The sequence below is a fragment of the Stenotrophomonas sp. YAU14D1_LEIMI4_1 genome (assembly GCF_003086815.1).
GTDB lineage: Bacteria > Pseudomonadota > Gammaproteobacteria > Xanthomonadales > Xanthomonadaceae > Stenotrophomonas.
Map to the genome: position 1 here is coordinate 2,901,071 of NZ_CP025997.1, position 22,420 is coordinate 2,923,490.

The following is a 22,420-nucleotide window of genomic DNA, read 5'->3' on the forward strand; positions in this document are numbered from 1 at the left end:
AGCGCCGGGCCACGCCCGGGCGCGGCCGTCAGGCGTCCAGGGCCTGGCGCAGGGGCGCCAGGAATGCGTGCGCCTGCTGCGCCGCCTGTTCCGGCGAGGCGGCATCGGCCAACGCCGCCACCAGCGCACTGCCGACCACCACGCCGTCGGCCTGCACGGCCATGGCCGCTGCACTGGCGGCATCCTTGATGCCGAAGCCGGCCACCACCGGCACCGTCGCCCCGGCGCGCAGGGCCTGCAGGCGCGCGCTTGCGGCCTGGCTGTCCAGGCGCTCGGAGGCACCGGTAACGCCGGCGAAGCTGACGTAATACAGATAGCCGCGTGCCAGCGACAGCAGGGTCTGCGCACGCGCATCGCTGGTGGTGGGCGAGGCCAGCAGCACCAGCGCCAGGCCGGCCACATCGAAGGCCAGCTTCGCCTCGCCGGCCTCTTCCGGCGGCAGGTCGACCAGCAGCACGCCATCCACGCCGGCCAGCACGGCCGCCTGCGCGAACGCCGCGTAACCGTGGATCTCAACCGGGTTCAGGTAGCCCATCAGCACCACCGGCGTCTGCGTGTCACGCTGGCGGAACTCGGCCACCGCCTGCAGCACGTAACGGCTGCCTGCGCCGCGCGCCAGCGCGCGTTCGGAGCTGCGCTGGATGGTCGGGCCGTCGGCCATCGGGTCGGAGAACGGCACGCCCAGCTCGATCACATCGGCACCGGCCTCGACCAGCGCATGCATGACCGGCACGGTGGCTTCCAGCGACGGGTCGCCGGCGGTAATGAAGGGAATGAGTGCCTTGCGGCCGGCGGCACGCAGGCGGGCAAAGCAGGCATCGATACGTTCAACGGACATTTCAGCTACATCCTTCAATCAATTCAACGGCGCCACTGGCGCCCCAGTACATCCTCGATACCACGCCACCGACGATCTCCACGCGGATCGCCAGGTCCGACCCCGGGTCCTGCCAGAGCAGGCTTTCACCGGCTTCCGCATCGGCCCCGTACGGTTGGGCACTGGTGCCGGCGGGCAGCCGCTTCAGGGCCTGCGCACGGGGCATGTCCAGGTGCAGCCCGAACGGCCCGGGCTGCAGCACGACCTGGCCGGAATCATCGATGGGCGCCAGATCGAAGCGCACCACATCGTCGTCCTGCACCAGCATCGACACCCCTTCGGGCAACAGACCGCGCTCGTAGTACTCGCAGCGCCCCTGGGTGGCTTCGTGCAGGCCGGCGGAGTGCCATTCGCTCTCCCCCTGCAGTTCGCTGAATCGCTGGCCGACCAGCACATCACCGGCATGGTCCAACGCGACCGACACCACCGCAGGTGCTTCGTCTGCGGCCGGCGCGGCAATGGGCGCAGGCGCGGGGGCGTCATCGATGGGGCGATGCGCCAGGTCGTCATCGTTGCTGGCCGGGTGCTGCGAGGCGGCGATCGCCGCCGGGGTGGCCGCTTCCGGCGCCAGCACCGGCGGCTCGGGTGGCGCGCAGCCGCCCAGGCCGACGGCCAGCGCCAGCACGCCGCCATGGCGCAGCACGCCGTTCACAGCACCAGACCCTCGCGCGCGGCGATGGTGTGCACATCCTTGTCGCCACGACCGGACAGATTGCACAGCACGATCTGGTCGCGCGGGCGCTCGCGCGCCAGCTTGATCGCCTGCGCCAGGGCATGGCTGGATTCCAGTGCCGGCAGGATGCCTTCGGTGTGCGCCAGCAGGTGGAACGCCTGCAGCGCTTCCTCATCGGTGATGCCCAGGTAGCGCGCGCGGCCACTGTCGGCCAGGAACGCGTGCTCCGGACCGACGCCGGGGTAATCCAGGCCGGCCGACACCGAATGGGTTTCGATGATCTGGCCATCGTCGTCGCACAGCACATAGGTGCGGTTGCCGTGCAGCACGCCCGGGCGGCCAGCAGCGATGGACGCCGCGTGACGGCCGGTATGGATGCCGTCGCCGGCCGCTTCGGCACCGACGATCTCGACCTGGCGATCGTTGAGGAAGGCATGGAACAGGCCGATGGCATTGCTGCCGCCGCCCACGCAGGCGGTGATCGCGTCCGGCAGGCGGCCGTACTCGGCCAGCATCTGCTCGCGCGCCTCGCGGCCGACGATGGCGTTGAAGTCACGCACCATGCGCGGGTACGGATCGGGGCCGGCCACGGTGCCGATGATGTAGAAGGTGTCCTGCACGTTGGTCACCCAGTCGCGCATGGCTTCGTTGAGTGCATCCTTCAGCGTGGCCGAGCCGGAGGTGACCGGCACCACGGTGGCGCCCAGCAGCTTCATGCGGTAGACGTTGATCTTCTGCCGCTCGATGTCGGTGGCCCCCATGTAGACCACGCATTCAAGGCCCAGGCGCGCGGCGACGGTGGCACTGGCCACGCCGTGCTGGCCGGCACCGGTCTCGGCGATGATGCGCTTCTTGCCCATGCGAGCCGCCAGCAGCGCCTGGCCGATGGTGTTGTTGATCTTGTGCGCGCCGGTGTGGTTCAGGTCTTCGCGCTTGAGCAGGATCTGCGCACCGCCGACGTGGTCGCTCAGGCGCTGGGCGTGGTAGATCGGGCTGGGCCGGCCCACGTAATGGGCCAGATCGCGGTCGTAGGCACGCTGGAATTCCGGGTCCTGGCGGGCCTGGTCGTAGGCCTGGGCCAGTTCCTGCAGCGGGCCGACCAGGGTTTCGGCAACGAAACTGCCGCCGTAGCGGCCGAAGTGGCCCTGAGCATCCGGGAAGGCGTGGTAGTCGGCAATGGGGGAGGCAGACATGGAAGCGACCGCTGGTTCGAGACAGGTGGATACTCTAGCGCACGGATCCTGACCGGAATATCGATATTATCTGGCGTGTACTGTCAGGAAATCTCACGTGAGCACCTCTCTGCTGCCGCCGCTCAACGCCCTGCGCGCCTTCGAAGCCACCGCCCGCCTGGGCGGGGTGGGTCGCGCTGCGCAGGCCCTGCATGTGACCCATGGTGCGGTGAGCCGGCAGTTGAAACTGCTGGAAGACCACCTGGGTCTGGCGCTGTTCCAGCGCTCCGGGCGCGGCCTGCGCTTGACCGACGCCGGTCAGCGTCTGCAGGCGGCGTGCGGCGAGGCATTTGCCGGCATCGAACGCTGCGTGCGCGAACTGCGCCGGCCCGCCGCCTCCCCTGCCCTGGTACTCGGCTGCAGCGGCAGCGTGCTGGCGCGCTGGATGATTCCGCGGCTGCCCGCGCTGCAGGCGGCGCTGCCCGGGGTGAACCTGCAATGGTCGGCACTGGATGGAGCCTTCACCGAGGCGCAGGCGGCACTGGACGCGGTGCTGCTGCTGGCCGAAGGGCCCTGGCCGCGCGGCTGGCAGGTACGCGAACTGGCACCGGAACGGGTGGGCGTGGTGGTGGCGCCTTCACACCCGGCCGCGCAGCGCCTGCGCCACGCCGCGCCGTCGGCCCTGCTGCTCGAACGCGTGCTGCACACCCATTCGCGCCCGCAGGCGTGGCCGGGCTGGGCGCAGTCACATGGGCTGGATGCGGACCAGTTGCAGTTCGGCACCGGCTTCGAACATCTGTACTACCTGCTGGAAGCAGCGGTGGCTGGGCTGGGCCCGGCGATCGCGCCGGAACCGCTGGTGGCCGAAGACCTGGCCGCCGGGCGACTGATTGCCCCGTGGGGGTTCTCAGCGACCGGCGGGTTCTGGGTGCTGGCCTGGCCGGACGGTCCAGTTGACCCACGCGTGGAAGCGCTGGCCGAGTGGGCTATGCAGCAACTGTAGCGTCGAGCTTGCTCGACTGCTCCAGATCGTAGAGTCGAGCTTGCTCGACTGCTCCAGATCGTAGAGTCGAGCTTGCTCGACTGGAGCGAAGGCACAGCCAGGGCAGTCGAGCAAGCTCGACTCTACGGCGACGGCAGTCGAGCGAGTTCGACGGTAGAGGGCGGCCGCAGTCGAGCAAGCTCGACGCTACGGTGCACTCAGGGCGCGGTTGGCGCCGCCAGGCGCTGCTGCAGGTCTTCGCGCAGGCGCGACAGTTCCACTTCGGCCTGCTGGCGCTGCTGCATGCCTTCTCGATGGATGCTGCGCACTTCTTCCACGGTGGCGATCAACTGGTCGTGCACGTGGCGCAGGGTGGCCACGTCGATCACCCCACGCTGGTTGCTGCGCGCCGTATCCACCGAGGCCTGGCGCAGCAGATCGGCATTGCGGCGCATCAGCTCGTTGGTGGCATCGTCGATCGAGGTGGCCAGTTCCGCGGCGTTCTTCTGTTCGCTCAGCGAGAGCTGGATCGCGAACTGGCGCTTCCACGAAGGAATGGTGATCTCGCGCACCGTGTTGAACTTCTCGATCAGCTGCAGCGCGTTGGCCTGGATCAAGCGGATCATCGGCAGCGACTGGTCGGCGGCATGCTGCATCAGCAGCAGGTCGGACACGCGCTTTTCGATCAGGCGGATCGCGTTGTCGATCTCGCTCTGACGGATGCGCTGCTGCGGGTCGTCAGTGCCCTGCCCGGCCAGCTGTTCGGCCTGCAGTTCGGCCAGCCGCTGCTTGCCGGCGGCGGCGTACAGGCCTAGTGCATGGCGTTCTTCGCGCACGATGTCATGCATGCGGTCGAACTCGCCCACGCGCTTGCCCATCAGCGTCTGCTTCGCGCCGACATCGCCCAGCAGTTGTTCAATCTGCGCGTTGGTGTCGCTGAACTTCTGCACCAGCTCGCCCTTGGACGCACGCAGGCGGTCGATCAGGCCGCCGATGATCGGCACCTTCGATCGCTGGGCAAAGCCGTCCAGCTTCAAGCTGCGCGCGATGCGCACGACTTCGCCCAGTTTCTCGCCACTGGCGTCCAGATCGCGGTTGCGCACCTGGTCCAGCAGCTGGCTGGAGAACGCCGCGGTGCGGGTGGCGGCTTCACGACCGAACACCTGCAGGTTGCCGGGGCGCAGGTCGTCCAGTTCCTGGCGGATCTGCGCGATGCGCGGCAGGTCGTCCGCCACCAGGCCCAGGGCCTGCAGCGTGCTTTCATCGATCGTGGCGGGGGTGGCGGCGCTCGGCACGAGGCCGCCGTTGATGTGGCTGTCCTGGGTCATCGGGCAGTCTCCTTGCAGATGGGTAAGCGGCAGCGGCGGCCGGCTCAGCGCAGTCTAGCCTGAGCGGCGGCCACTTCGTGGTCGATCTGTGCCTGCAGGTCGGCGGCCTGTGCGGCCTGCACGGCACGGGCCTGCGCCTGGCCGGCCAATGCGGCCTGCCGCCAGGCCGGCAGCAGGATGTCGTGGATGTGGGCAAATCGCTGCAGCAGCGCCTGGTCCTGTTCGTTCAACAGTTGCCATTGCCCTGCGTCCAGCGTGCGCAGGGCCGACAGGCGCTGCAGGTGGTCCACGCGCGCGGCCAACCCGGCCTGCGCGTGTGCGGGCAGCGTCGCCAGCAATGGCTGCGCGGCATCGGCCCAGTGCTGCAGTGCCTGTGCAGCGGTCTGGGCGTGGGCGATGGCGGCCTGGCGCTGCTGCAGGTGCTCCTGCAGGCGCTGCGCCTGCTCGCGTGCCTGCAGCACCAGCACCCCCAATTGCGACTGCAATACCTGCGCCTGCGCCTGGCGGGTGACGTCGCGGCCCAGCAACCTGCCCCACCAGCTTTCCTGGCGTCGCAGCCGCGCCGGATCGGCGCCCTGTACCGCCAGAGCAATGCGCGCCAGCGCCTGCACAAGGCCGTGTGCATCACCGACAACAGGTGTCGGCTCGCCGGCCTGCAACGCACGCAGCAGCGGCGCGCCATAGTCGGCCAGCGCCGTGGCATCGGCGCTGGCCGGCAACTGCGGCGTGGGCAGGGGCTGGCTCACGGCAGCGGCGGTGGCCGCGGCGTTTCGTCGGCACCGCTTTCCGGTGGCAGCGATTCACCATAGAAGTGGCGCATCAGGGCTTCGTCCAGCGCGCGTTCTTCCGGCGTGGACGCGCGGCGTACGCGCGGACGCCGGCGCAGGTCGGCCACCGGTTCGGCCTGCACCTGCTGCCGCGCCCAGCCAGCAAAGGCCGCTAGGGTCTGCGACAGCTGCACCTGCTGTTCCTGCGAGGACACCAGCACCTGCAGCAGCGGTGCCAGACCGGCCCGCAGGTCTTCGGCCAGCGGTGCGGCCTGCACCACGGCCGGCGCGGCCGTTGGCGCGGTGGTTGGCGCAGGCGCGGGGCGCGCCTCGGCAAGGCGGTGCAGCGCCTCCAGCAGCGCCGCCCACGGTGCCGGATCGGCGGGCGGTGCCGGGGCCTGCGCGGGCGCTGGCGGCGGCAGCTGCAGCGCGCTGGCGATGTCGGCCAACTGCGCCACCACCCGCCCACCCACATCCCCTTCGTCGGCGCCCATGGCCTTGTTGCGCAGGAAATCGCGCTTGATCTGCGCCCAGCGCTGCGCCTGCGCGTCATCCAGCACGCCACGCAGTTCGGCCAGCTTCAACAGGTTCTCTTCGGCGCCGGTGGTCAGCAGCTGCGCCTCGCCCAGGTAATGGTCGGAAACCAACTGCTGCAGCTCGTCCTCGTTCATCACCGGCGAAATCTTCTCGGCCAGCTTGTTCATGTTTCGGTAGCTGCCCTGCAGCCGGAACGGCGGCTCGGTGCGGTAGCGATCATCCTGCGCGGCACTGGCGATGTACTGCTGGTTGACCCGGTAGACCACGTCGCGCACCCGCAGCATGCGCTGCAGGGTGGCGGTGATCTCGTTCACCTCGGCCCCGCTGTAGGCATGGCTGAGACCGTTGGTGGACACGTCCTTGCCCATCGCCCGATCAACCAGCAGGTACAGATCGGCCATGTCGCGCGTGGCCAGCGGCGCCAGCACCGGGTTGGAGGTGAGGCTGTTCTCGATGTAGCTGAGGGTAAACGCCGCTTCCATGCCACCCAGCACATCGCCCAGGTTGTAGATGTCGGCGCGGTTGGCCAGCATGTCCGGAATCTTGAACACTTCGCCGGACTCGGTGTACGGGTTGCCGGCCATCACCACGCAGAACTTCTTGCCGCGCATGTCATAGGTGCGCGTCCTGCCACGCCACACGCCTTCGATGCGGCGCGTGCCATCGCACAGTGAAATGAACTTCTGCAGGAACTCGGGATGGGTGTGCTGGATGTCATCGACATACAGCATGGTGTTGTTGCCCATTTCCAGCGCCAGGTTCAGCTTTTCCAGCTCCTGCCGCGAGGTCGCGTCGGGCGCCTGCTGCGGGTCCAGCGAACGCACTTCATGGCCCAGCGCCGGCCCGTTGATCTTCATGAAGACCAGGCCCAGGCGGTGCGCCACGTATTCCATCAACGTGGTCTTGCCGTAGCCGGGGGGCGAAATCATCATCAGCAGGCCCATCAGGTCGCTGCGCTTGTTCTCGCCCACCGTGCCCATCTGCTTGGCCAGGTTGTCGCCGATCACGCCCAGGTAGACGTCGTTGATGAGCTTGTTGCGCACGAACGAGGACAGCGGCCGCGGCTTGAACTCAGACAGGCGCAGGGTGTCGCGTTCGCGGGTGATGATGCCCTGGCGCACGCTCTGGTAGGCGTGGAAGGACGGCACGAAGCGCTGCAGGTGGTGCTGCAGGCGCGACTGGAAATCGTCCAGGGTCAGCACCAGGGTGCCGCCGTGGATGCGCGGGTGCTCGCCCAGCAACCCCTTCACTTCGGCGCGCAGGATGGCTTCGCTGGCACGCGTGCGCAGTTGCCGCTGTACCAGCAGCAGCGCAGCGGCTTCGTCGACGTAGCCGGCATGGGCGGCCTGCGCCGGCAGCCCGGCCAAGGCACGCAGCCACTGCCCGGCCGATGCCCAGCGCGTGGCCAGCGGGTCCTGGCTGCGCTGCAGCGCGCGCTCGAACGCATCGCGCTGGCCGGCCTGCTCCAACTGTTGGGATAGCGCGTCCAGCAGGGCCTGGGCGTGGCGGCTGATGCTGAACACCGGCTCGCCATTGTGCAGCTCATCGGCCAGGTAGGCCGCGGCATCGGCGGCCATGTCGGCGTCGAACGGAAGGCCGTGTGCCTGTGCGTGATCATGCAGGGCCTGCGCCATTTCCGCGCGCAGCGCCAGCCGCCCTTCGTCCGAACCGAACAGACGGGCAATGGTGTCGGCGCCGGCCTGGCGGCTGGGCCACTGCGCCACGGCATCCTCGCGCTGCTGCGCGGCCCAGAACAACAAGGCCAGCGCGCGCACGCGCGGCGCATGCCGCAGCGGCCCGGCGGCCTGCTGCAGCGGCAGCAGCGCACGCAGGATCAGCGCGGCGTCGTGGTCGTGGATGCCGCGTTCGTAGCCTTCGCGGTAGCGCGGCGCTGCGAACGCGCGCACACGCTGGTCCAGCGCATCCGGTTCGGCGGCATCGTGCATCAGCTGCGGCAGATCCAGGCCGCCGCGCCCTTCTTCGGCGGCACGCAGCACGCAACCGGCCAGATATTCGCCGCGGTAGATCGCGTCGGATTCCGAATCTAGGGTGACCGGCCAGAACGGCTTCAGCGCGTCCAGTTCCGGGTCGTGCAGGGTTTCCAGGAAGTCGGTGCCGGTGAGATGGATGGCCAGGGTGTCGCCGCGCGGCAGCAGGGTCAGGTCCAATGCCTGGGTGTTCACGCTGAAGCGATGGCGCGGCCCCAGCCGCACCACGTTGCCGCCGGCTTCGTACAGATCGCTGCGGTCACGCAACTGGCGCACGGCCTGGTCGCGTACGCCCTTCAGGCGCGCCTCGATATCGTCGGCCTTCACGTTGTCGCGCAGCGCACGCAGGCGCTCGGCCAGTTCGCGCAGCTTGAGGATCAGCGGGTCGCCTGCGAAGAAGGCATTCAGCTCGTCGGCACTGGCGAAGCGCTCGGTGCGCTTGGCCAGGCCGTCGAGGATGCGGTTGGCCGCATCGAGCACCGAGCGCGCCTTGCGCTGGCGGTCATCCAGCAGCGCCTGCTTGTGCGTGTCGAAGGCTTCCACCAGCTCTTCGCGCTTGCTGAGGATGTCGCCGAGGAACTGCTCGTGCTCGCCGAACTGGCTTTCCAGTTCTTCCAGCTGCACCAGCAGGCGCGACAGCTGGTCATCGGCCTTTTCCGGATCGCTGGCCATGGCCAGCGCACTGGTGATCGACTGCGAGAACAGTGCGAACTGCGCGGCGAACTGTGCCACCGATTCGGCACTGCCCAGGGTCTTCCTGCGCTGTTCGGCACGCGCGCGGGCCTGGTTCAAGCGGCCATACAGGGTGGAAATGGCTTCCACCACGCGCGTGCGTGCGGTGGCGTCGTCCACCTTCAGGCCCGCCATCAGCTGCGACAGCATGTCCAGGTCGGCGGCCATGTCACGCAGCCCCTGCAGCTGCTCGTCCAGCTGGCGCGCACTGGCGGCCTGCTGGGCCGCTTCATCCAGCCCCTGCAGGCGTGCGGCCAGCGGCGCCAGGGCCGCATCGCCGGCCAGGAAGCTGCCGGTGGCTGCACCCACCCGCTCGTGGGCCTGCACCAGTTCGACGCCCATCGCTTCGATGCGATCGGTGTCGATGTAGCGCAGTTCGCGCAGGGTCAGCAGGCGGCCACGCAGCGCGGTGATCGCGTTCAGCGCCTCGACGAAGGCCTGCACCTCGTTCCAGTTCTCCGGCTGCAGCCGGCCCAGCAGCGCCTTGTAGGCGGCCTCCGCCTCGGCCATGGCCTGCGCCGACTGCTGGCGGATCGACTGCACTTTCTCGTATTCGTCCAGCACCGATTCGCCGGTGGCGCTGATCTGCCGCAGCAGGGCCTCGGCGCCGTCGCAGGCCTCGTCACCCAGCCAGTGGTGGGCGTCGAACAGGCGGCGGGTATCGGCCACCAGGCGCTGGTAGCGCTGCACCGACACATCCTGGCCGTCGATCTCGCGGGCCAGGTTGAACAGGTTGGAGATGCCGCGCACCAGTTCGGCGTTGCCGATGCGGCCCATGAAGGTGTTGCCCGGCGGCCGGCTGGCAGCGAATTCGTCACTGCTGAACGGCGTCTGCCAGACCTGCATCGGGTGGATGCGGGTGGGTTCGGCGCCTTCGGCGTTGAACAGCACCATGCGCCCATCCTGCATGAACGCGTAGCCGTGGCCGAACACCGGGTTCTGCAGCACGCGCTGGATGGTGTTGTACACGAACAGCGCCGAGCGGCCGCCTTCGCGCTCATAGAAGATGTACAGCACGTCCTCGCCGTTGGGCGAACGGATGCTGCGCTTGAACTGCATGCCGGCCATGGAGGCATCGAAGGCCTTGTGCTCGCCGCCCTGCAGGTAGTAACCGCCGGGGAAGATCACGCCGTGGTCTTCGGGCAGCTGCACGCAGGCCTGCACGATGGCATCGTTGCGCACGATGGCGCCGGTGAGCGTGTTGTAGATCAGGCCACGCCAGACCGTTTCGCGATACGGCAGCACCTTCAGCAGCAGCAGCGAGCCGACCCGGGCGAACTCGAACTGCGCATCGTCCAGCGACTGGGTGCTGTCTTCCACCGGCTCGCTGTAGATGCCCTGCCCGGTCTCGGTGTTGTTTTCCACCTTGATGGTCAGGTCGCCACCGGTGGTTTCCACGAACAGGGTGTCGAGGATGTTCAGGTGCGAATGGCGGCCGTTCACCGCCAGGTCGCGGGTGGCCTTGGTCCATTCGAAATCGAACGGCGGCGGCAGGGCGATGTCACGCTCGCCGCGCGCATCGAGGTAGGTCAGTTCGCCATCGCGCGACAGCGCCCAGCGGAAAACGCGCACATCGCTGCTGCGTTGGCCGATCTGGAACGAGGCCAGCAGCTTGTCGCCCACCACGATCAGCTGCAGCAGGCGCGCGTGCTTGTAGTAGGCATAGAGTTCGTTGAAGTCGTGCACGAAGCCGGGCTGGTCGAGGAAGCTGCCCTTCAGCTCCAGCGCAGCCACGTCGTAGCCATCGGGGCCCTGCACCAGGCGGTACAGACCGAACACATCTTCGATGCGGGTCTGGGTCTTCAGCCCGATGAACACGTTGTAGCCGAACAGCAGGCGATCGGGGCCGACCTGCACGATGTCGCGGCCGACGCAGTTGTTCTCGCTGCGGATGCGGAAGCGACCGACCACCTCCAGGCGGCTGTCGCCGAACTCGGCCAGGCGCTGCCGGTTCAGGGTATCGGCCAGGGCCTGCAGGCGCTGGCCCTGTTCGACCAGGCGACGGCGCAGCACTTCGTAGGCACCGCCCTGGGCCACGGCCTGGTCGACGGTGTCGGCCGCCGCCGCGGTGGCGCTGTCGGCGGTTGAATTCGTTTCGGACATCAGCAGGCTTCCCGCTCACGGATGGACGGCCGCTGCGGCGGCCGTCGTGGACGTGCGGTGGCCATGACGGCCACCGCGCGGTGCATCAACGGGCGCTGTCGACCACGGTGGCCGACACGGTCGGCACCGCGTCGGCGTCCTCGGCGATCTGCCGCGCTGCCGGTTCGGCCACGGCCACGCCCAGGTAGCGCTGCATCAGCTCCTGCACGATCGGGCTCTTGCCGGCGAAGCCTTCGATCGACTTGCCGAGCGAAACCGCCTTGACCAGGTTTTCGAACATGCCGCCGTCGCCGCCGACCAGATCGATGTCGGCGTTGCGCAGGGCGCTGGCGATGACGTTGGCGTTCTCGCGCGAGACTTCCTTGCCTGCCTCGATCGACGCCAGCGCCTGCTTCAAGCTGTTGTCCAGCATCATGCGGAACTCTTCGTGGCCACGTGCCTGGTCGCTGAGCGAGGCGATGGCTTCGAACTTGCGCACCAGGCCTTCGGCCTCGGCCAGCAGCTTCTTCTGCACCACGCCGGCTTCGGCGTTGCCCAGCGATTCGGTGGCGGTGGCACGGGCCAGGCCCATCTTCTCTTCGCCCTGCGCCTGTGCCTGCAGCGTCTCGGCCAGCACGCGCGCCTCGTTGCTGCCCTGCTTCAGGGTGGCATCGGCCTTGGCCTCGATCACGCGGGCCTCGGCAATGCCGACCTTCTCGATGGCCAGCGCCGAGGCTTCACGTACCTGCGCTTCGGCCAGGCCCGGCGCGGCCTGTTCGGCGCGGAACGCATCGGCCAGCAGGCGCTTGGCCTCGGCCTGCTTGCCGGCTGCTTCGTGCTCGGCCTGGGCCAGGGTGGTCAGTTCCACCGCGCGGTGCTTGGAGGCGGTTTCGCGCGCCTGCGCTTCCTTCACTTCGCGCACCAGCGCTTCCTGCGCCTTGGCTTCGGCTTCCAGGATCAGCACCTGCTTCTGGCGGTCGGCTTCGGAGACTTCGCGCACTTCCTTGATGCGTTCTTCCTCCTGGGCCACGGTCTTGTCGATGGAGATGCGTTCGCGGGTGATGTTGGCCACGTCCATCTTGCCCTGCTCGACCACCTTGTCACGCTCCACGCCCTGCAGCTGCACTTCGCGGTCGGTGGTGACCTGCTCCAGCTGGCGGGCGCGCTCCACGCGCTCGGCTTCGATGGCCACTGCGCGCTGGCGGTTCTGCTCGGCCACTTCCACTTCGCGCAGGCGGTTCTGGTCGCGGATCTCGATCAGCTGCTGTGCTTCGATACGCGCGTTCTCGGACAGCTGGCGCTGCTCTTCCTGCACCTTGGCCGTCTCGGCTTCCTCGCGGGCGCGGATGGTTTCGATCTCGCGCTTCTGCCGCGCCTCGGCCTCGGCCTGCTGGCGTTCCAGGGCCAGCAGTGCTTCGCGCGCTTCCACGTTCTTCTTGGTGATGGCCAGCTTCTCGTTCTGCTCCAGCTCGTTGGTCACCACGTTCTGCGCGGCAGTCAGCTCGGTGATCTTGCGGATGCCCTGCGCGTCGAGGATGTTGAACTGGTCCAGCAGCGCCTTCGGAGTCTGCTCCAGGTAATCGATGGCCACGTCTTCCAGCACGTAGCCGTTCAGATCGTTGCCGATCACCGCGATGATCTCGTCGCGGAATTCCTGGCGCTTTTCGAACAGTTCGGTGAAGTCGAACTTCTTGCCGACCGTCTTCAGCGCTTCGGAGAACTTGGCGTTGAACAGTTCGTCCACCGCGTGCTTGTCCGAGGCACGGTCGGCGCCGATGGCCTTGGCCACCCGCAGCACGTCGGCCTGGGTCTCGTTCACCCGCAGGTAGAAGGCCACGGCGATGTCGGCGCGCATGTTGTCGCGGCAGATCAGGCCTTCCTTGCCGCGGCGGTCGATCTGCAGGGTGATCAGGCTGATGCGCATCAGCTCGGCGCGGTACAGCACCGGAATGATGAGCGCGCCGGTGAAGTGCACCTTGGGCGTAGAACTCATGTCGTTGACGATCAGGGCCACACCCTGGTCAACCTTGCGGTAGAACGCCTTGAACAGACCCGCCAGGCCGAGCAGGCCCACCACGACGGTGATCAGGATGATCAGGAACGGGGCCGCGCCACTGAAACTCATGGGTGATTCTCCTTGTTGCCCGGAAGCAGGTTGTCCTGGAAATCGAGGGCGACCGCATCGGCGCGGACCACCCGGTAGTAATGCTGTTCGGCCACGTGCTCGACCAGCACGATGCGCTCGCCACGCTGCAGTTCGATGTCGCTGCGCACCTGCAGGACCAGCCCGGCACCGCCGTCATCGACGGTGGCGTGGCCGTTGCGTGCGTCCACCCTGGGCGAGGCCACCACGCCGATGCGGCCCAGCAGCGAGGCCTGCGGCACCGGGCGCAGGCGCAGCAGGAAGCGGCGGATGGGGCGCAGCAGCAGGGCGGTGAGTGGCACGGCCGGCAGCGGTGCCAGCAGGGCGACGCCGGTGCCGATGGACCAGCGCAGCAGGTCCGGCAGCGGCAGCAGCAGATAGAGGTGGACGAAATAGGTCAGTACCCAGCCGAACAGGGCCAGCAGGGTGACCACCACCATGACCGGCACCCCGCCCAGGCCGAAGCGCTGCAGCAGGGCCGACAAGCCATGCAGATCGGTGCCACCGTCGAGCGCGCCATCGGCGCCGAGATCGCCAAACCCGTCATCGACCAGGCCAAAGGCGGCAAGCCCCCAATACACCAGCGCCACCGACAGCACCACGCTGTACGGCAGGGTCGGGTAACCGAACACTACGGTCAGGAACTCCTGCATCGCTTGCCTTCCAGGGCTGTGGGCGCGATACGCCCGTTCGGACACCGCCGGTGGCGGCCCCGTCGATCCCCGCCGCGGCCCTCATGGCCGCAGCGTTCCCTTTTATCCTATGTGAAGAGGACGTGCAGGGACAAATGTGAAGACGCGGGGCAGCGGCCGTTGCGGCCGCCCCCGCCCCGTGGCGGTCAATCCAGCACGGTGCAGTCGGCGCTGCGGACTTCTTCCACGAAGGTGCGCATCTTGTAGCCGTCCTTGATGCCCGGCTCGACTTCGATGCCGCTGGATACGTCCACCCCCCACGGCAGGGTGGCCAGCACGGCTTCCTTCACGTTGTCCGGGGTCAGGCCGCCGGCCAGCAGGAACGGACGGTGCAGGCCGGTGGGGATGCGCGCCCAGTCGAAGGCCACGCCGGTACCGCCGCCGCCACCGGGCGCATGGCTGTCGAACAGGAAGCCGGCCGCACTGGGGTAACGCAGTTGCAGCGTGCGTGCGTTGACCTCCTCGCGCCCGCCCATGGCAATGGCCTTCAGATAGGGCATGTTGAAGCTGCGGCAGAAGCTTTCGTCTTCCTCGCCGTGGAACTGCAGCAGGGTCGGTCGCACGGTGCGCAGCACCTCGCGCACCTCTTCCTTGCTGTTGTTGCGGAACAAGGCCACCACATCGACCATCGGCGCGATCGCCTGGCGCATCGCCCGGGCTTCGGCCGGGGCCACGCGGCGGCTGCTTTCACGGGCGAAGATGAACCCCACCGCATCGACGCCCAGTTCACCGGCCAGGCGCACGTCGCCGGCGCGGGTCATGCCACAGAACTTGATGCGGGTGCGGTAGTACGAGCGGCTCATAGAGTGACCTCGGCGGGCAGGTGCCAGTTGTCGGGGTACAGTGGCCCCAGGAACACCAGTCCCTGCGGGGGAGCGGTGGGCCCGGCCACGGTGCGGTCGCGTCCGGCCAGCAGTTCGGCGATCCATTCCACTGGTTTTTCGCCGCTGCCGACCAGGATCAGCGAACCGACGATATTGCGAACCATGTGATGAAGGAATGCATTGCCCTGCACTGCCACCTCGATCACCTCGCCCTGGCGGCTGACCTGCAGCGACTGCAGCTCGCGCCGCGCATGCAGGGCCTGGCACTGCACCGAACGGAAGGCGCTGAAGTCGTTCTCGCCCAGCAGGGCCTGGCCGGCCTGGTGCATCAGGCCAGCATCCAGCGCGCGCCGCTCCCAGCTCAGGGTCTGCCGGTCCAGCGCAGGGCGCACCTCGCGGTTCAGCAGGCGGTAGCGGTAACGCCGTGCCCGCGCTGAAAAGCGGGCGTGGAAATCGTCGGCCACCGGTACGCACCAGCGCACCGCAATGGACCGCGGCAGACGGGTGGTGGTGCCCAGCATCCACGCGCGCGGGTCACGCACGACATCGGTATCGAAATGGACGACCTGGCACTGGCCGTGTACGCCGGCGTCGGTACGCCCGGCACAGACCACCTGCAGCGGCGCATCGGCAACCGATGACAGGGCCTGTTCCAGGCTGGCCTGCACGCTGGGACCGCCTTCGCCCAGGTTCTGCCAGCCCCTGAAATCGCTGCCGTCATATTCGACGCCAAGCGCGTAACGCATGTGCTACCTCGATCTTGCCTTGGGGGGTGCGGTCAGGCCGGATCGCGCTCGGACCAGACCGCCAGTTCGTTGCCACCCGGTTCGATGAACTGGAAGCGGCTGCCACCCGGGAACGAGAACACCTCGCGCACGATGCGGCCACCGGCCTGCTGGACCGCGCTCTGTACCGGCAGCAGCTGGTCGGCGTAGAGCACCAGCAGCGGCGCGCCGCTGCTGGCCTGCTGCGGCGTTGCGCGGAAGAAGCCACCCTGCAGGCGGCCATCATCGAACGTGGTGTAATCACTGCCGTAATCGACGAACGACCAGCCGAACACGGTTTCGAAGAACGCACGGCTGGCGGCGGGATCGCTGGAGGCGAATTCAACGTAGTCGATGCGGCGTTCGCGGGTCATGGCAGTGTCCGTCATGGGGAATCAATCCAAGCGTGCCAGCAGTTCGCGTGCCTGCGCCTGGCAGTGCACATCGCCCTGCTCGGCCACTTCCTGCAACAGGGTACGTGCGGTCTGCGCGTCGCCCAGGTCCAGATAGGCGATGGCCAGTTCCAGCCGCTCCTGGCCGGGGCGCGGTGTCCAGTCGTGTGCATCGGGCTGCGCGGCAACCGGCGCTTCCTCGGCGGCGTCAGCGGCGTCGGTCTCTGCGGCGACAGGGTCTTCGTGCAGCTCGGCCGGCAGGTCGAACACGCCGCGGAACTGCGGCTGCTGTTCGGCGTGCAGGGCGTAGTCGGGTACGTCCACGGCCGGGGTCTCCGCAGGGGCCGCATCGACCGGCGCGGCCTCGTCTTGCACTTCCGGTTCCGGTTCCGGCTCCGGCGCATCCCATTGCGGCGGCGCGGCCACGGCGGCCGGCAGTTCGCTTTCGGTGTCCTCAAGCGGCGTGGTCGCGTCGAACGCGTCGGCGCGCGCGGAGGCGGCGTCCTGCGCGTCCTGGTGGGTCTCGGCCGCGATGGCCCATTCCGGCATCGCCGGCTCCTGGCGAGCATCGCCGGACGCCGGGGACGCCCACGCCGACTGCTCGGCCACGGTGTCCAGCGCTGCACCGGCGGGTACCGCTGCGGCCAGGGCGGCCGCATCGCTTTCATCGCGCAGCGGCGGCAGGGGCGAAGGCCTGCGCCGGCGCATCAGCCAGGCCGCACCTGCCATGAGCAGCAGCAACGGCAGCCCCAGCCAGTACCACGGGGTGCCTGCACTGGTTGCGCCCGCCGGCTGTTCCAGGCGTTGCTGCGCAGCGGCCAGGTCGTTGTCCTTCAGGGCGATCAGCGATTGCTGCTGATCCTTCAGCTTTTCCAGTTCGGCCACGCGCTGCTTCAACTCGCCGATCTCGGCATCGCGGGTGGCGATATCTTCCTTGGCCTGTCGCAGTTGTTCATTGCCCAGCATGTCACCCTCGCTGCCGGCAGCGGTGCCGGTGGTTGTGCCCGCGTGGGCAGCGTCGGCCGCCAGCGCTGGAGCAATCTCAAGACGCGCCCCGGTGGCGGGGGCCGGTGCAGCCGATGCCGTGGTGGCGAGCGCCGCCGGCGCGCCGGCCGGCTGCGGCACGGTGCGTGCCTGCCGCCATTGCGCCGCGTGTTCGCGCAGCATGGCCGCCGCTTCGGCTGCATCGACGGCAGCCAGCGCGGCCTGGTCCGGCACCCGCAGCACCGCGCCCTGCTTGAGCAGGTTGGCGTTGCCACGGATGAAGGCTTCGGGGTTGGCGCGCAGCAGGGCGATCATCGCCCGGTCACGGCTGACCTGGTTGCCACGCGCGACCGCGTCGGCAATCTGCGAAAGGGTCTGGCCGTGCTGCACGGTCACACTGCCATTGGCGGCCGGCGCCGCGGCGCGCGGTGCCGCCGCGGCCGTTGCACGGGTGGGCGCCTTGGCGGGCGTCGACGGCGCAGAGGGTGCAGCGGCAGGCGGTGTGGGTGCCGGGGTATCGCGGACGATGGTGTCCGGCAACATGCCCGCCGGCGCCACGATTTCCGGTTCGGCCACGGTCAGGGCACTGGCCGGCGCATCCACCAGGGCCGAGTATTCGCGCACCAGGCGCCCTTGGCCCCAGTCGGCTTCGATCAGGAAACTCAGCGATGGGGTCTCGACCGGGGTCTGCGAGGTCACCCGCACCACTGCCCTGCCCTGCGCATTGGTGGTCAGTTCGAACTGCAGTTCGCTGACCAGCCCGGTCGGCCGTTGCAGGCCCACGCGTTCGAAGGTGACCGGCGAAGCCAGCGCCACCCGCAGGTTTTCCAGTTCGGAGGGATCGGCCGAAACGACGGGGATCTCGGCCAGCAAGGGCTGGCCGGGGCGCGACAGCACGCGGATGTCGCCCAGACCCAGGGCCATGGCCGAACTGCTGGCCAGGGCCAGCAGTGCTGCGGAAAGATAGGTGAGCGGGCGGCGTGCGCCCTTGGCCCGTTTGTTCATGGGCGACACTATAAAGCGTGCGGACCAAGGTCCGCACCCACCGGGTGGGACGATACGCGCCCATCGGGTGGCGGCGATGCCCCGTAGAGTCGAGCTTGCTCGACTGCCTTCGAAGCAGTCGAGCAAGCTCGACTCTACGAACGGCAGAAGCAGTCGAGCAAGCTCGACTCTACGAACGGCCGAAGCAGCCGGGCGTGGCCCGGCTCTACAGGACAGCGGGTATCAGCGCTGTTCGGCGGCGACCAGCTCGGCCAGCTGCACGGCGTTCAGGGCGGCGCCCTTGCGCACGTTGTCCGACACGATCCACAGGTTCAGGCCGCGCGGGTGCGACAGGTCTTCGCGGATGCGGCCGACGTAAACCGCATCGGTGCCCGAGGCATGGGTGACCGGGGTCGGGTAACCGCCGGCTTCGTGACGGTCCACCACTTCCACGCCCGGTGCCTGTTCCAGCAGCGCACGCGCTTCGGCCACGGTGACCTTGTCGCGGGTTTCGATCGCCACCGATTCGGAATGACCGTAGAACACCGGCACGCGCACGGCGGTCGGGTTCACCAGGATGCTGTCGTCACCGAGGATCTTGCGGGTTTCCCACACGAGCTTCATTTCTTCCTTGGTGAAGCCGTTGTCCTGGAAATCGTCGATGTGCGGGATCAGGTTGAAGGCGATCTGCACCGGGAAGCGCTGCGGATCGATGTCCTGGAAGCTGAGCAGCTGGCCGGTCTGCTTGCCCAGCTCTTCCATCGCCGAACGGCCACCGCCGGACACCGACTGGTAGGTGGACACGTTGATGCGCTCGATGCCGTACTTGCGGTGCAGCGGCGCCAGCGCGACCAGCATCTGCATGGTCGAGCAGTTCGGGTTGGCGATGATGCCGCGCGGACGGTTGCCGACCTGGTCCGGGTTGACCTCGGACACCACCAGCGGCACGTCGTCGTCGTAACGGAAGGCCGAGGAGTTGTCGATCACCACGGCACCGGCCGCGGCGAACTTCGGTGCGTATTCCTTGGACACGCTGCCGCCGGCCGAGAACAGGGCAATTTCAACGCCGCTGGGATCGAAGGTGGCCAGGTCCTGGATCTTGATCTTCTGGCCTTCGTAGTCGACTTCGCCACCGGCCGAGCGCTCGGAGGCGAGCAGGCTCAGGGTGCCGACGGGGAAGCCGCGCTCGGCCAGGATGGACAGCATGGTCTCGCCGACCGCACCGGTGGCGCCGACGATGGCGACGTGGAAGCTGCGTTGTGCATTGCTCATGGGGGAACTCTCACGAAAAACGGGAAGGGGAAAACTCACGCACGACAGCTGGGTTCGGGGAACCTCCTCGGACGGGGCGCGTGGAGGTTCCCTATCGTTTCCCGCTTTTTTTACCCAGCACGGCACGCGCGGCCAGGGCTGCGTCGGCATTGATCGCGCTCGGCATCGCAGTCGGGCTGCCCGACAGGCCCAGGCCGGCCAGCAGGTTGTCCACCGCCAGCTGCACCATGGCCGTGCGCGTGCCCAGCGAGGCGCTGCCGATATGCGGGGTCAGCACCACGTTGCGCAGCGCCAGCAGTTCCGGGCGCACCTTCGGTTCACCCTCGTAGACATCCAGCCCAGCGGCGGCCAGGCGGCCGTTGGCCAGTGCATCGACCAGGGCCAGTTCATCGACGATGCCGCCGCGGGCGATGTTCACCAGGGTGGCCGAGGGCTTCATCTTCGCCAGCGCGGCGGCGTCGATGATGTGGTGCGAGGCCGGGGTGTACGGCAGCACGGTGACCAGGTGGTCGGACTGCGCCAGCAGCGTGTCCAGGTCCACGTAGGTCGCGCCCAGTGCCGCCTCGGTGTCGGCCGGCAGCCGCGAACGGTTGTGGTACAGCACCTTCATGCCGAAGCCGTGCGCGCCGCGGCGGGCAATGCCCTGGCCGATGCGGCCCATGCCGAGGATGCCCAGGGTGCTGCCATGGATATCGGCGCCGAGCATGGTCTGGAACGACCACTGCCCCCACTTGCCCTCGCGCAGCCAGCGCTCGGATTCGGTGATGCGACGCGCGGTGGCCATCAGCAGGGCAAAGCCCAGGTCGGCCGTGGTTTCGGTCAGCACATCGGGGGTATTGCTGGCCAGGATGCCGGCCGCGCTGAGCGCGTCCACGTCCAGGTTGTTGTAGCCCACGCCGACGTTGGCGATCACCTGCAGCTGCGCGGCATCGGCCAGCTGGGCCGCGCCGATGCGCTCGTTGAGGGTGATGATGGCGCCGTCGACCGAGGCCAGTTGTTCGGCGATCTGCTGCGACGACCAGGCGGTGACGGTTTCGGTGGCGAGCAGCCGCACGCGATCGCGCAGCGGCGCGATGGCCGCGTCGATCAGCGGCTGGCTCACCCATACCGTCGGCCGCGTATCAGCCATCGATCTGCCCGGGAATGCGCGGGGTGATGGTACCGACGTCGCCACACTGGGCGCGGTGGCGCAGTGCCTGGTCCATCAGCACCAGGGCCATCATGGCCTCGGCGATGGGGGTGGCGCGGATGCCGACGCAGGGGTCGTGACGGCCGGTGGTGACCACGTCCACCACATTGCCTTCGGTATCCAGCGACGGACCCGGCAGGCGCAGGCTGGAGGTGGGCTTCAGCACGATGGAGGCGACCACCGGCTGGCCGGTGGAAATGCCGCCGAGGATGCCGCCGGCATGATTGCTGGCAAAGCCCTGCGGGGTCAGCAGATCGCGGTGTTCGGTGCCCTTCTGCGCGGCGCTGGCGAAGCCGTCGCCGATCTCCACGCCCTTGACCGCGTTGATGCTCATCAGCGCGGCGGCCAGGTCGCCATCGAGCTTGCCGTAGATGGGTTCACCCCAGCCCGGCGGCACGTTGTCGGCCACCACGTCCACGCGCGCACCGACCGAATCACCGGACTTGCGCAGCGCATCCATGTACGCCTCCAGCTGCGGCACCTGTTCGGCGTGCGGCCAGAAGAACGGGTTGTCTTCCACCGCCGACCAGTCGAAACCAGACGGACGGATCTCGCCCAGCTGCGACAGGTAGCCACGCACGGTCACCCCGAAGCGCTCGGCCAGCCACTTCTTGGCGACCACGCCGGCGGCCACGCGCATGGTGGTTTCACGCGCAGAGGAGCGGCCACCACCACGCGGATCGCGGATGCCGTACTTGTGCCAGTAGCTGTAGTCGGCATGGCCCGGACGGAACTGCTGGCCGATGCTGGCGTAATCCTTGCTGCGCTGGTCGGTGTTGCGGATCAGCAGCGCGATGGGGGTGCCGGTGGTCAGGCCCTGGTACACGCCCGAGAGGATCTCGACCTCGTCGGCCTCGCGCCGCGCCGAGGTGTGCCGGCTCTTGCCGGTGGCACGGCGCTGCAGGTCGTGGGCGAATTCGGCCGCATCCAGCGCCAGCCCCGGCGGACAGCCATCGATCACGCAGCCGATGGCCGGCCCGTGCGATTCGCCGAACGTGGTGACGGTGAACAGCTTGCCGAACGAATTGGAGCTCACGGGCGCTGCGCCGCCAGTTCGGTGATGCGGGCGCTGTGGGCGATCAGTTCACGGCATTCGACCGCGAAGATGCCCATCTGGCCGACCTTGAATTCGATCCAGGCGAAGTCGACTTCCGGCAGCAGCTTGATCAGATGCTGTTCGGATTCGCCCACTTCGCAGATCAGCAGGCCGTCTTCGCTCAGGTGCAGCGGGGCGTCACGCAGGATCTTCAGCACCAGGTCCAGGCCGTCGTCGCCGGCGCGCAGGCCCATTTCCGGCTCGTAGGAGTATTCCTGCGGCAGGGCATCGGTCTCGTCGTTGGTGACGTAGGGCGGGTTGGTGACGATCAGGTCGTAGTGGCGACCGGTCAGGCCGTTGAACAGGTCCGACTTCAGCAGCGTGACGTTGTGCGCCTGCAGGCGCTCCTTGTTCTCTTCGGCCAGCGACAGCGCGTCATCGCTCAGGTCCACGCCGTCCACTTCCCAGTTCGGGTAGTAGTGGCCCATGGCAATGGCGATGCAGCCCGAGCCGGTGCACAGGTCCAGCGCGCGGCTGACATCGCGGCCGGCCAGCCACGGTTCGAAGCCGCACTCGATCAGCTCGGCGATGGGCGAGCGTGGCACCAGCGCGCGCTTGTCGCTCTTGAAGCTGAGCCCGGCAAACCAGGCCTCGCCAGTCAGGTAGGCGGCGGGGATGCGTTCGTCGATGCGGCGCTGGAACAGCTCCAGCACGCGCAGCTTTTCTTCCTGCAGCAGGCGCGCCTGGCCGTAGGCCGGGCCCAGGTCGTGCGGCAGGTGCAGGCTGTGCAGCACCAGCTGGGTGGCCTCGTCCAGGGCGTTGTCGTAGCTGTGCCCGAAGGTCAGGCCCGCGGCGTTGAAACGGCTGGTGCCGTAGCGGATCAGGTCGATGATCGTGTCGAGTTCGGCGGCCGTTTCAGCGGTCATGGCGGTACTGCGGGCAAAGTGGCCCACGATTATAGGGCTTGCGGCCTGCGCCGGCATCCGTTGCGACGGAAACGAT

The 22,420-nt window shown here is 68.3% G+C and carries 17 protein-coding genes; 1 reads left to right on the forward strand and 16 read right to left on the reverse strand.

From position 1 onward, the window contains the following. Positions 1-28: 28 nt before the first annotated feature. Genes trpA through trpB form a run of 3 tightly spaced genes read right to left on the reverse strand, consistent with a single transcriptional unit; the run spans position 29 to position 2,743 of the window. On the reverse strand, positions 29-838 hold the full coding sequence (trpA, locus tag C1932_RS13625; RefSeq protein ID WP_108762530.1) for a tryptophan synthase subunit alpha: 810 nt from the start codon (positions 836-838) through the stop codon (positions 29-31). A gap of 1 nt (position 839) precedes the next feature. After that, positions 840-1,529, reverse strand: a complete 690-nt coding sequence (locus tag C1932_RS13630; RefSeq protein ID WP_108762531.1) for a hypothetical protein — start codon at positions 1,527-1,529, stop codon at positions 840-842. Continuing rightward, on the reverse strand, positions 1,526-2,743 hold the full coding sequence (gene trpB, locus C1932_RS13635; protein ID WP_108750233.1) for a tryptophan synthase subunit beta: 1,218 nt from the start codon (positions 2,741-2,743) through the stop codon (positions 1,526-1,528). The genes C1932_RS13630 and trpB overlap by 4 nt, the downstream gene beginning before the upstream one ends. A 97-nt stretch (positions 2,744-2,840) precedes the next feature. On the opposite strand from trpB, the gene C1932_RS13640 reads away from it, so the two are divergent. Continuing rightward, on the forward strand, positions 2,841-3,725 hold the full coding sequence (locus tag C1932_RS13640) for a LysR family transcriptional regulator (RefSeq protein WP_108762532.1): 885 nt from the start codon (positions 2,841-2,843) through the stop codon (positions 3,723-3,725). A 197-nt stretch (positions 3,726-3,922) separates the two neighbouring features. Here the strand turns inward: C1932_RS13640 and C1932_RS13645 are convergent, their stop codons facing one another. From C1932_RS13645 to prmB, 13 genes are all read right to left on the reverse strand, one after another. Continuing rightward, on the reverse strand, positions 3,923-5,032 hold the full coding sequence (locus C1932_RS13645) for a toxic anion resistance protein (protein WP_108762533.1): 1,110 nt from the start codon (positions 5,030-5,032) through the stop codon (positions 3,923-3,925). 44 nt (positions 5,033-5,076) lie between these two features. Further along, entirely contained in the window at positions 5,077-5,778 is a 702-nt protein-coding gene (locus tag C1932_RS13650) for a hypothetical protein (protein WP_108762534.1), read from the reverse strand. After that, positions 5,775-11,159 carry a DNA repair ATPase gene (locus C1932_RS13655; protein ID WP_108762535.1) on the reverse strand — a complete coding sequence of 1,795 codons (5,385 nt, stop codon included), beginning with the start codon at positions 11,157-11,159 and terminating at the stop codon, positions 5,775-5,777. Before C1932_RS13655 ends, C1932_RS13650 begins: the two co-directional genes overlap by 4 nt. A gap of 85 nt (positions 11,160-11,244) precedes the next feature. Next, positions 11,245-13,263, reverse strand: a complete 2,019-nt coding sequence (locus C1932_RS13660) for a hypothetical protein (RefSeq protein ID WP_108753707.1) — start codon at positions 13,261-13,263, stop codon at positions 11,245-11,247. Continuing rightward, positions 13,260-13,934 carry an OB-fold-containig protein gene (locus tag C1932_RS13665; protein WP_108762536.1) on the reverse strand — a complete coding sequence of 225 codons (675 nt, stop codon included), beginning with the start codon at positions 13,932-13,934 and terminating at the stop codon, positions 13,260-13,262. The genes C1932_RS13660 and C1932_RS13665 overlap by 4 nt, the downstream gene beginning before the upstream one ends. Before the next feature lie 185 nt (positions 13,935-14,119). Continuing rightward, on the reverse strand, positions 14,120-14,776 hold the full coding sequence (locus tag C1932_RS13670) for a phosphoribosylanthranilate isomerase (protein ID WP_108750241.1): 657 nt from the start codon (positions 14,774-14,776) through the stop codon (positions 14,120-14,122). Beyond that, positions 14,773-15,543: a tRNA pseudouridine(38-40) synthase TruA gene (truA, locus tag C1932_RS13675; protein WP_108750242.1), complete on the reverse strand. Its 771-nt coding sequence runs from the start codon at positions 15,541-15,543 to the stop codon at positions 14,773-14,775. The genes C1932_RS13670 and truA overlap by 4 nt, the downstream gene beginning before the upstream one ends. A 32-nt stretch (positions 15,544-15,575) precedes the next feature. Continuing rightward, the gene (locus C1932_RS13680; protein ID WP_108763449.1) at positions 15,576-15,935 is read right to left on the reverse strand and encodes a VOC family protein; all 360 of its coding nucleotides are present in this window, start codon (positions 15,933-15,935) and stop codon (positions 15,576-15,578) included. A gap of 21 nt (positions 15,936-15,956) precedes the next feature. Continuing rightward, entirely contained in the window at positions 15,957-17,942 is a 1,986-nt protein-coding gene (locus C1932_RS13685) for a FimV/HubP family polar landmark protein (protein WP_108762537.1), read from the reverse strand. 222 nt (positions 17,943-18,164) lie between these two features. Further along, a complete protein-coding gene (locus C1932_RS13690) occupies positions 18,165-19,193 on the reverse strand; it encodes an aspartate-semialdehyde dehydrogenase (protein WP_108762538.1) in 1,029 nt (342 codons plus the stop codon). A gap of 91 nt (positions 19,194-19,284) precedes the next feature. Continuing rightward, positions 19,285-20,322, reverse strand: a complete 1,038-nt coding sequence (locus C1932_RS13695) for a D-glycerate dehydrogenase (RefSeq protein ID WP_108762539.1) — start codon at positions 20,320-20,322, stop codon at positions 19,285-19,287. Further along, positions 20,315-21,418 (reverse strand): chorismate synthase, encoded by a 1,104-nt coding sequence (aroC, locus tag C1932_RS13700; protein WP_108762540.1) that lies wholly within the window; start codon positions 21,416-21,418, stop codon positions 20,315-20,317. The genes C1932_RS13695 and aroC overlap by 8 nt, the downstream gene beginning before the upstream one ends. Beyond that, a complete protein-coding gene (gene prmB / locus C1932_RS13705; RefSeq protein ID WP_108763450.1) occupies positions 21,415-22,344 on the reverse strand; it encodes a 50S ribosomal protein L3 N(5)-glutamine methyltransferase in 930 nt (309 codons plus the stop codon). The genes aroC and prmB overlap by 4 nt, the downstream gene beginning before the upstream one ends. Between the last annotated feature and the right edge of the window lie 76 nt (positions 22,345-22,420).

What these genes read in the sequence shown, in the direction of transcription:
- C1932_RS13670 (WP_108750241.1), bottom strand. Translation starts at nt 14,776, where the DNA reads ATGAGCCGCTCGTACTACCGCACCCGCATCAAGTTCTGTGGCATGACC.
- trpA (WP_108762530.1), bottom strand. Translation starts at nt 838, where the DNA reads ATGTCCGTTGAACGTATCGATGCCTGCTTTGCCCGCCTGCGTGCCGCC.
- C1932_RS13690 (WP_108762538.1), bottom strand. Translation starts at nt 19,193, where the DNA reads ATGAGCAATGCACAACGCAGCTTCCACGTCGCCATCGTCGGCGCCACC.
- C1932_RS13645 (WP_108762533.1), bottom strand. Translation starts at nt 5,032, where the DNA reads ATGACCCAGGACAGCCACATCAACGGCGGCCTCGTGCCGAGCGCCGCC.
- C1932_RS13685 (WP_108762537.1), bottom strand. Translation starts at nt 17,942, where the DNA reads ATGAACAAACGGGCCAAGGGCGCACGCCGCCCGCTCACCTATCTTTCC.
- C1932_RS13660 (WP_108753707.1), bottom strand. Translation starts at nt 13,263, where the DNA reads ATGAGTTTCAGTGGCGCGGCCCCGTTCCTGATCATCCTGATCACCGTC.
- trpB (WP_108750233.1), bottom strand. Translation starts at nt 2,743, where the DNA reads ATGTCTGCCTCCCCCATTGCCGACTACCACGCCTTCCCGGATGCTCAG.
- C1932_RS13665 (WP_108762536.1), bottom strand. Translation starts at nt 13,934, where the DNA reads ATGCAGGAGTTCCTGACCGTAGTGTTCGGTTACCCGACCCTGCCGTAC.
- truA (WP_108750242.1), bottom strand. Translation starts at nt 15,543, where the DNA reads ATGCGTTACGCGCTTGGCGTCGAATATGACGGCAGCGATTTCAGGGGC.
- C1932_RS13655 (WP_108762535.1), bottom strand. Translation starts at nt 11,159, where the DNA reads ATGTCCGAAACGAATTCAACCGCCGACAGCGCCACCGCGGCGGCGGCC.
- C1932_RS13695 (WP_108762539.1), bottom strand. Translation starts at nt 20,322, where the DNA reads ATGGCTGATACGCGGCCGACGGTATGGGTGAGCCAGCCGCTGATCGAC.
- prmB (WP_108763450.1), bottom strand. Translation starts at nt 22,344, where the DNA reads ATGACCGCTGAAACGGCCGCCGAACTCGACACGATCATCGACCTGATC.
- C1932_RS13680 (WP_108763449.1), bottom strand. Translation starts at nt 15,935, where the DNA reads ATGACCCGCGAACGCCGCATCGACTACGTTGAATTCGCCTCCAGCGAT.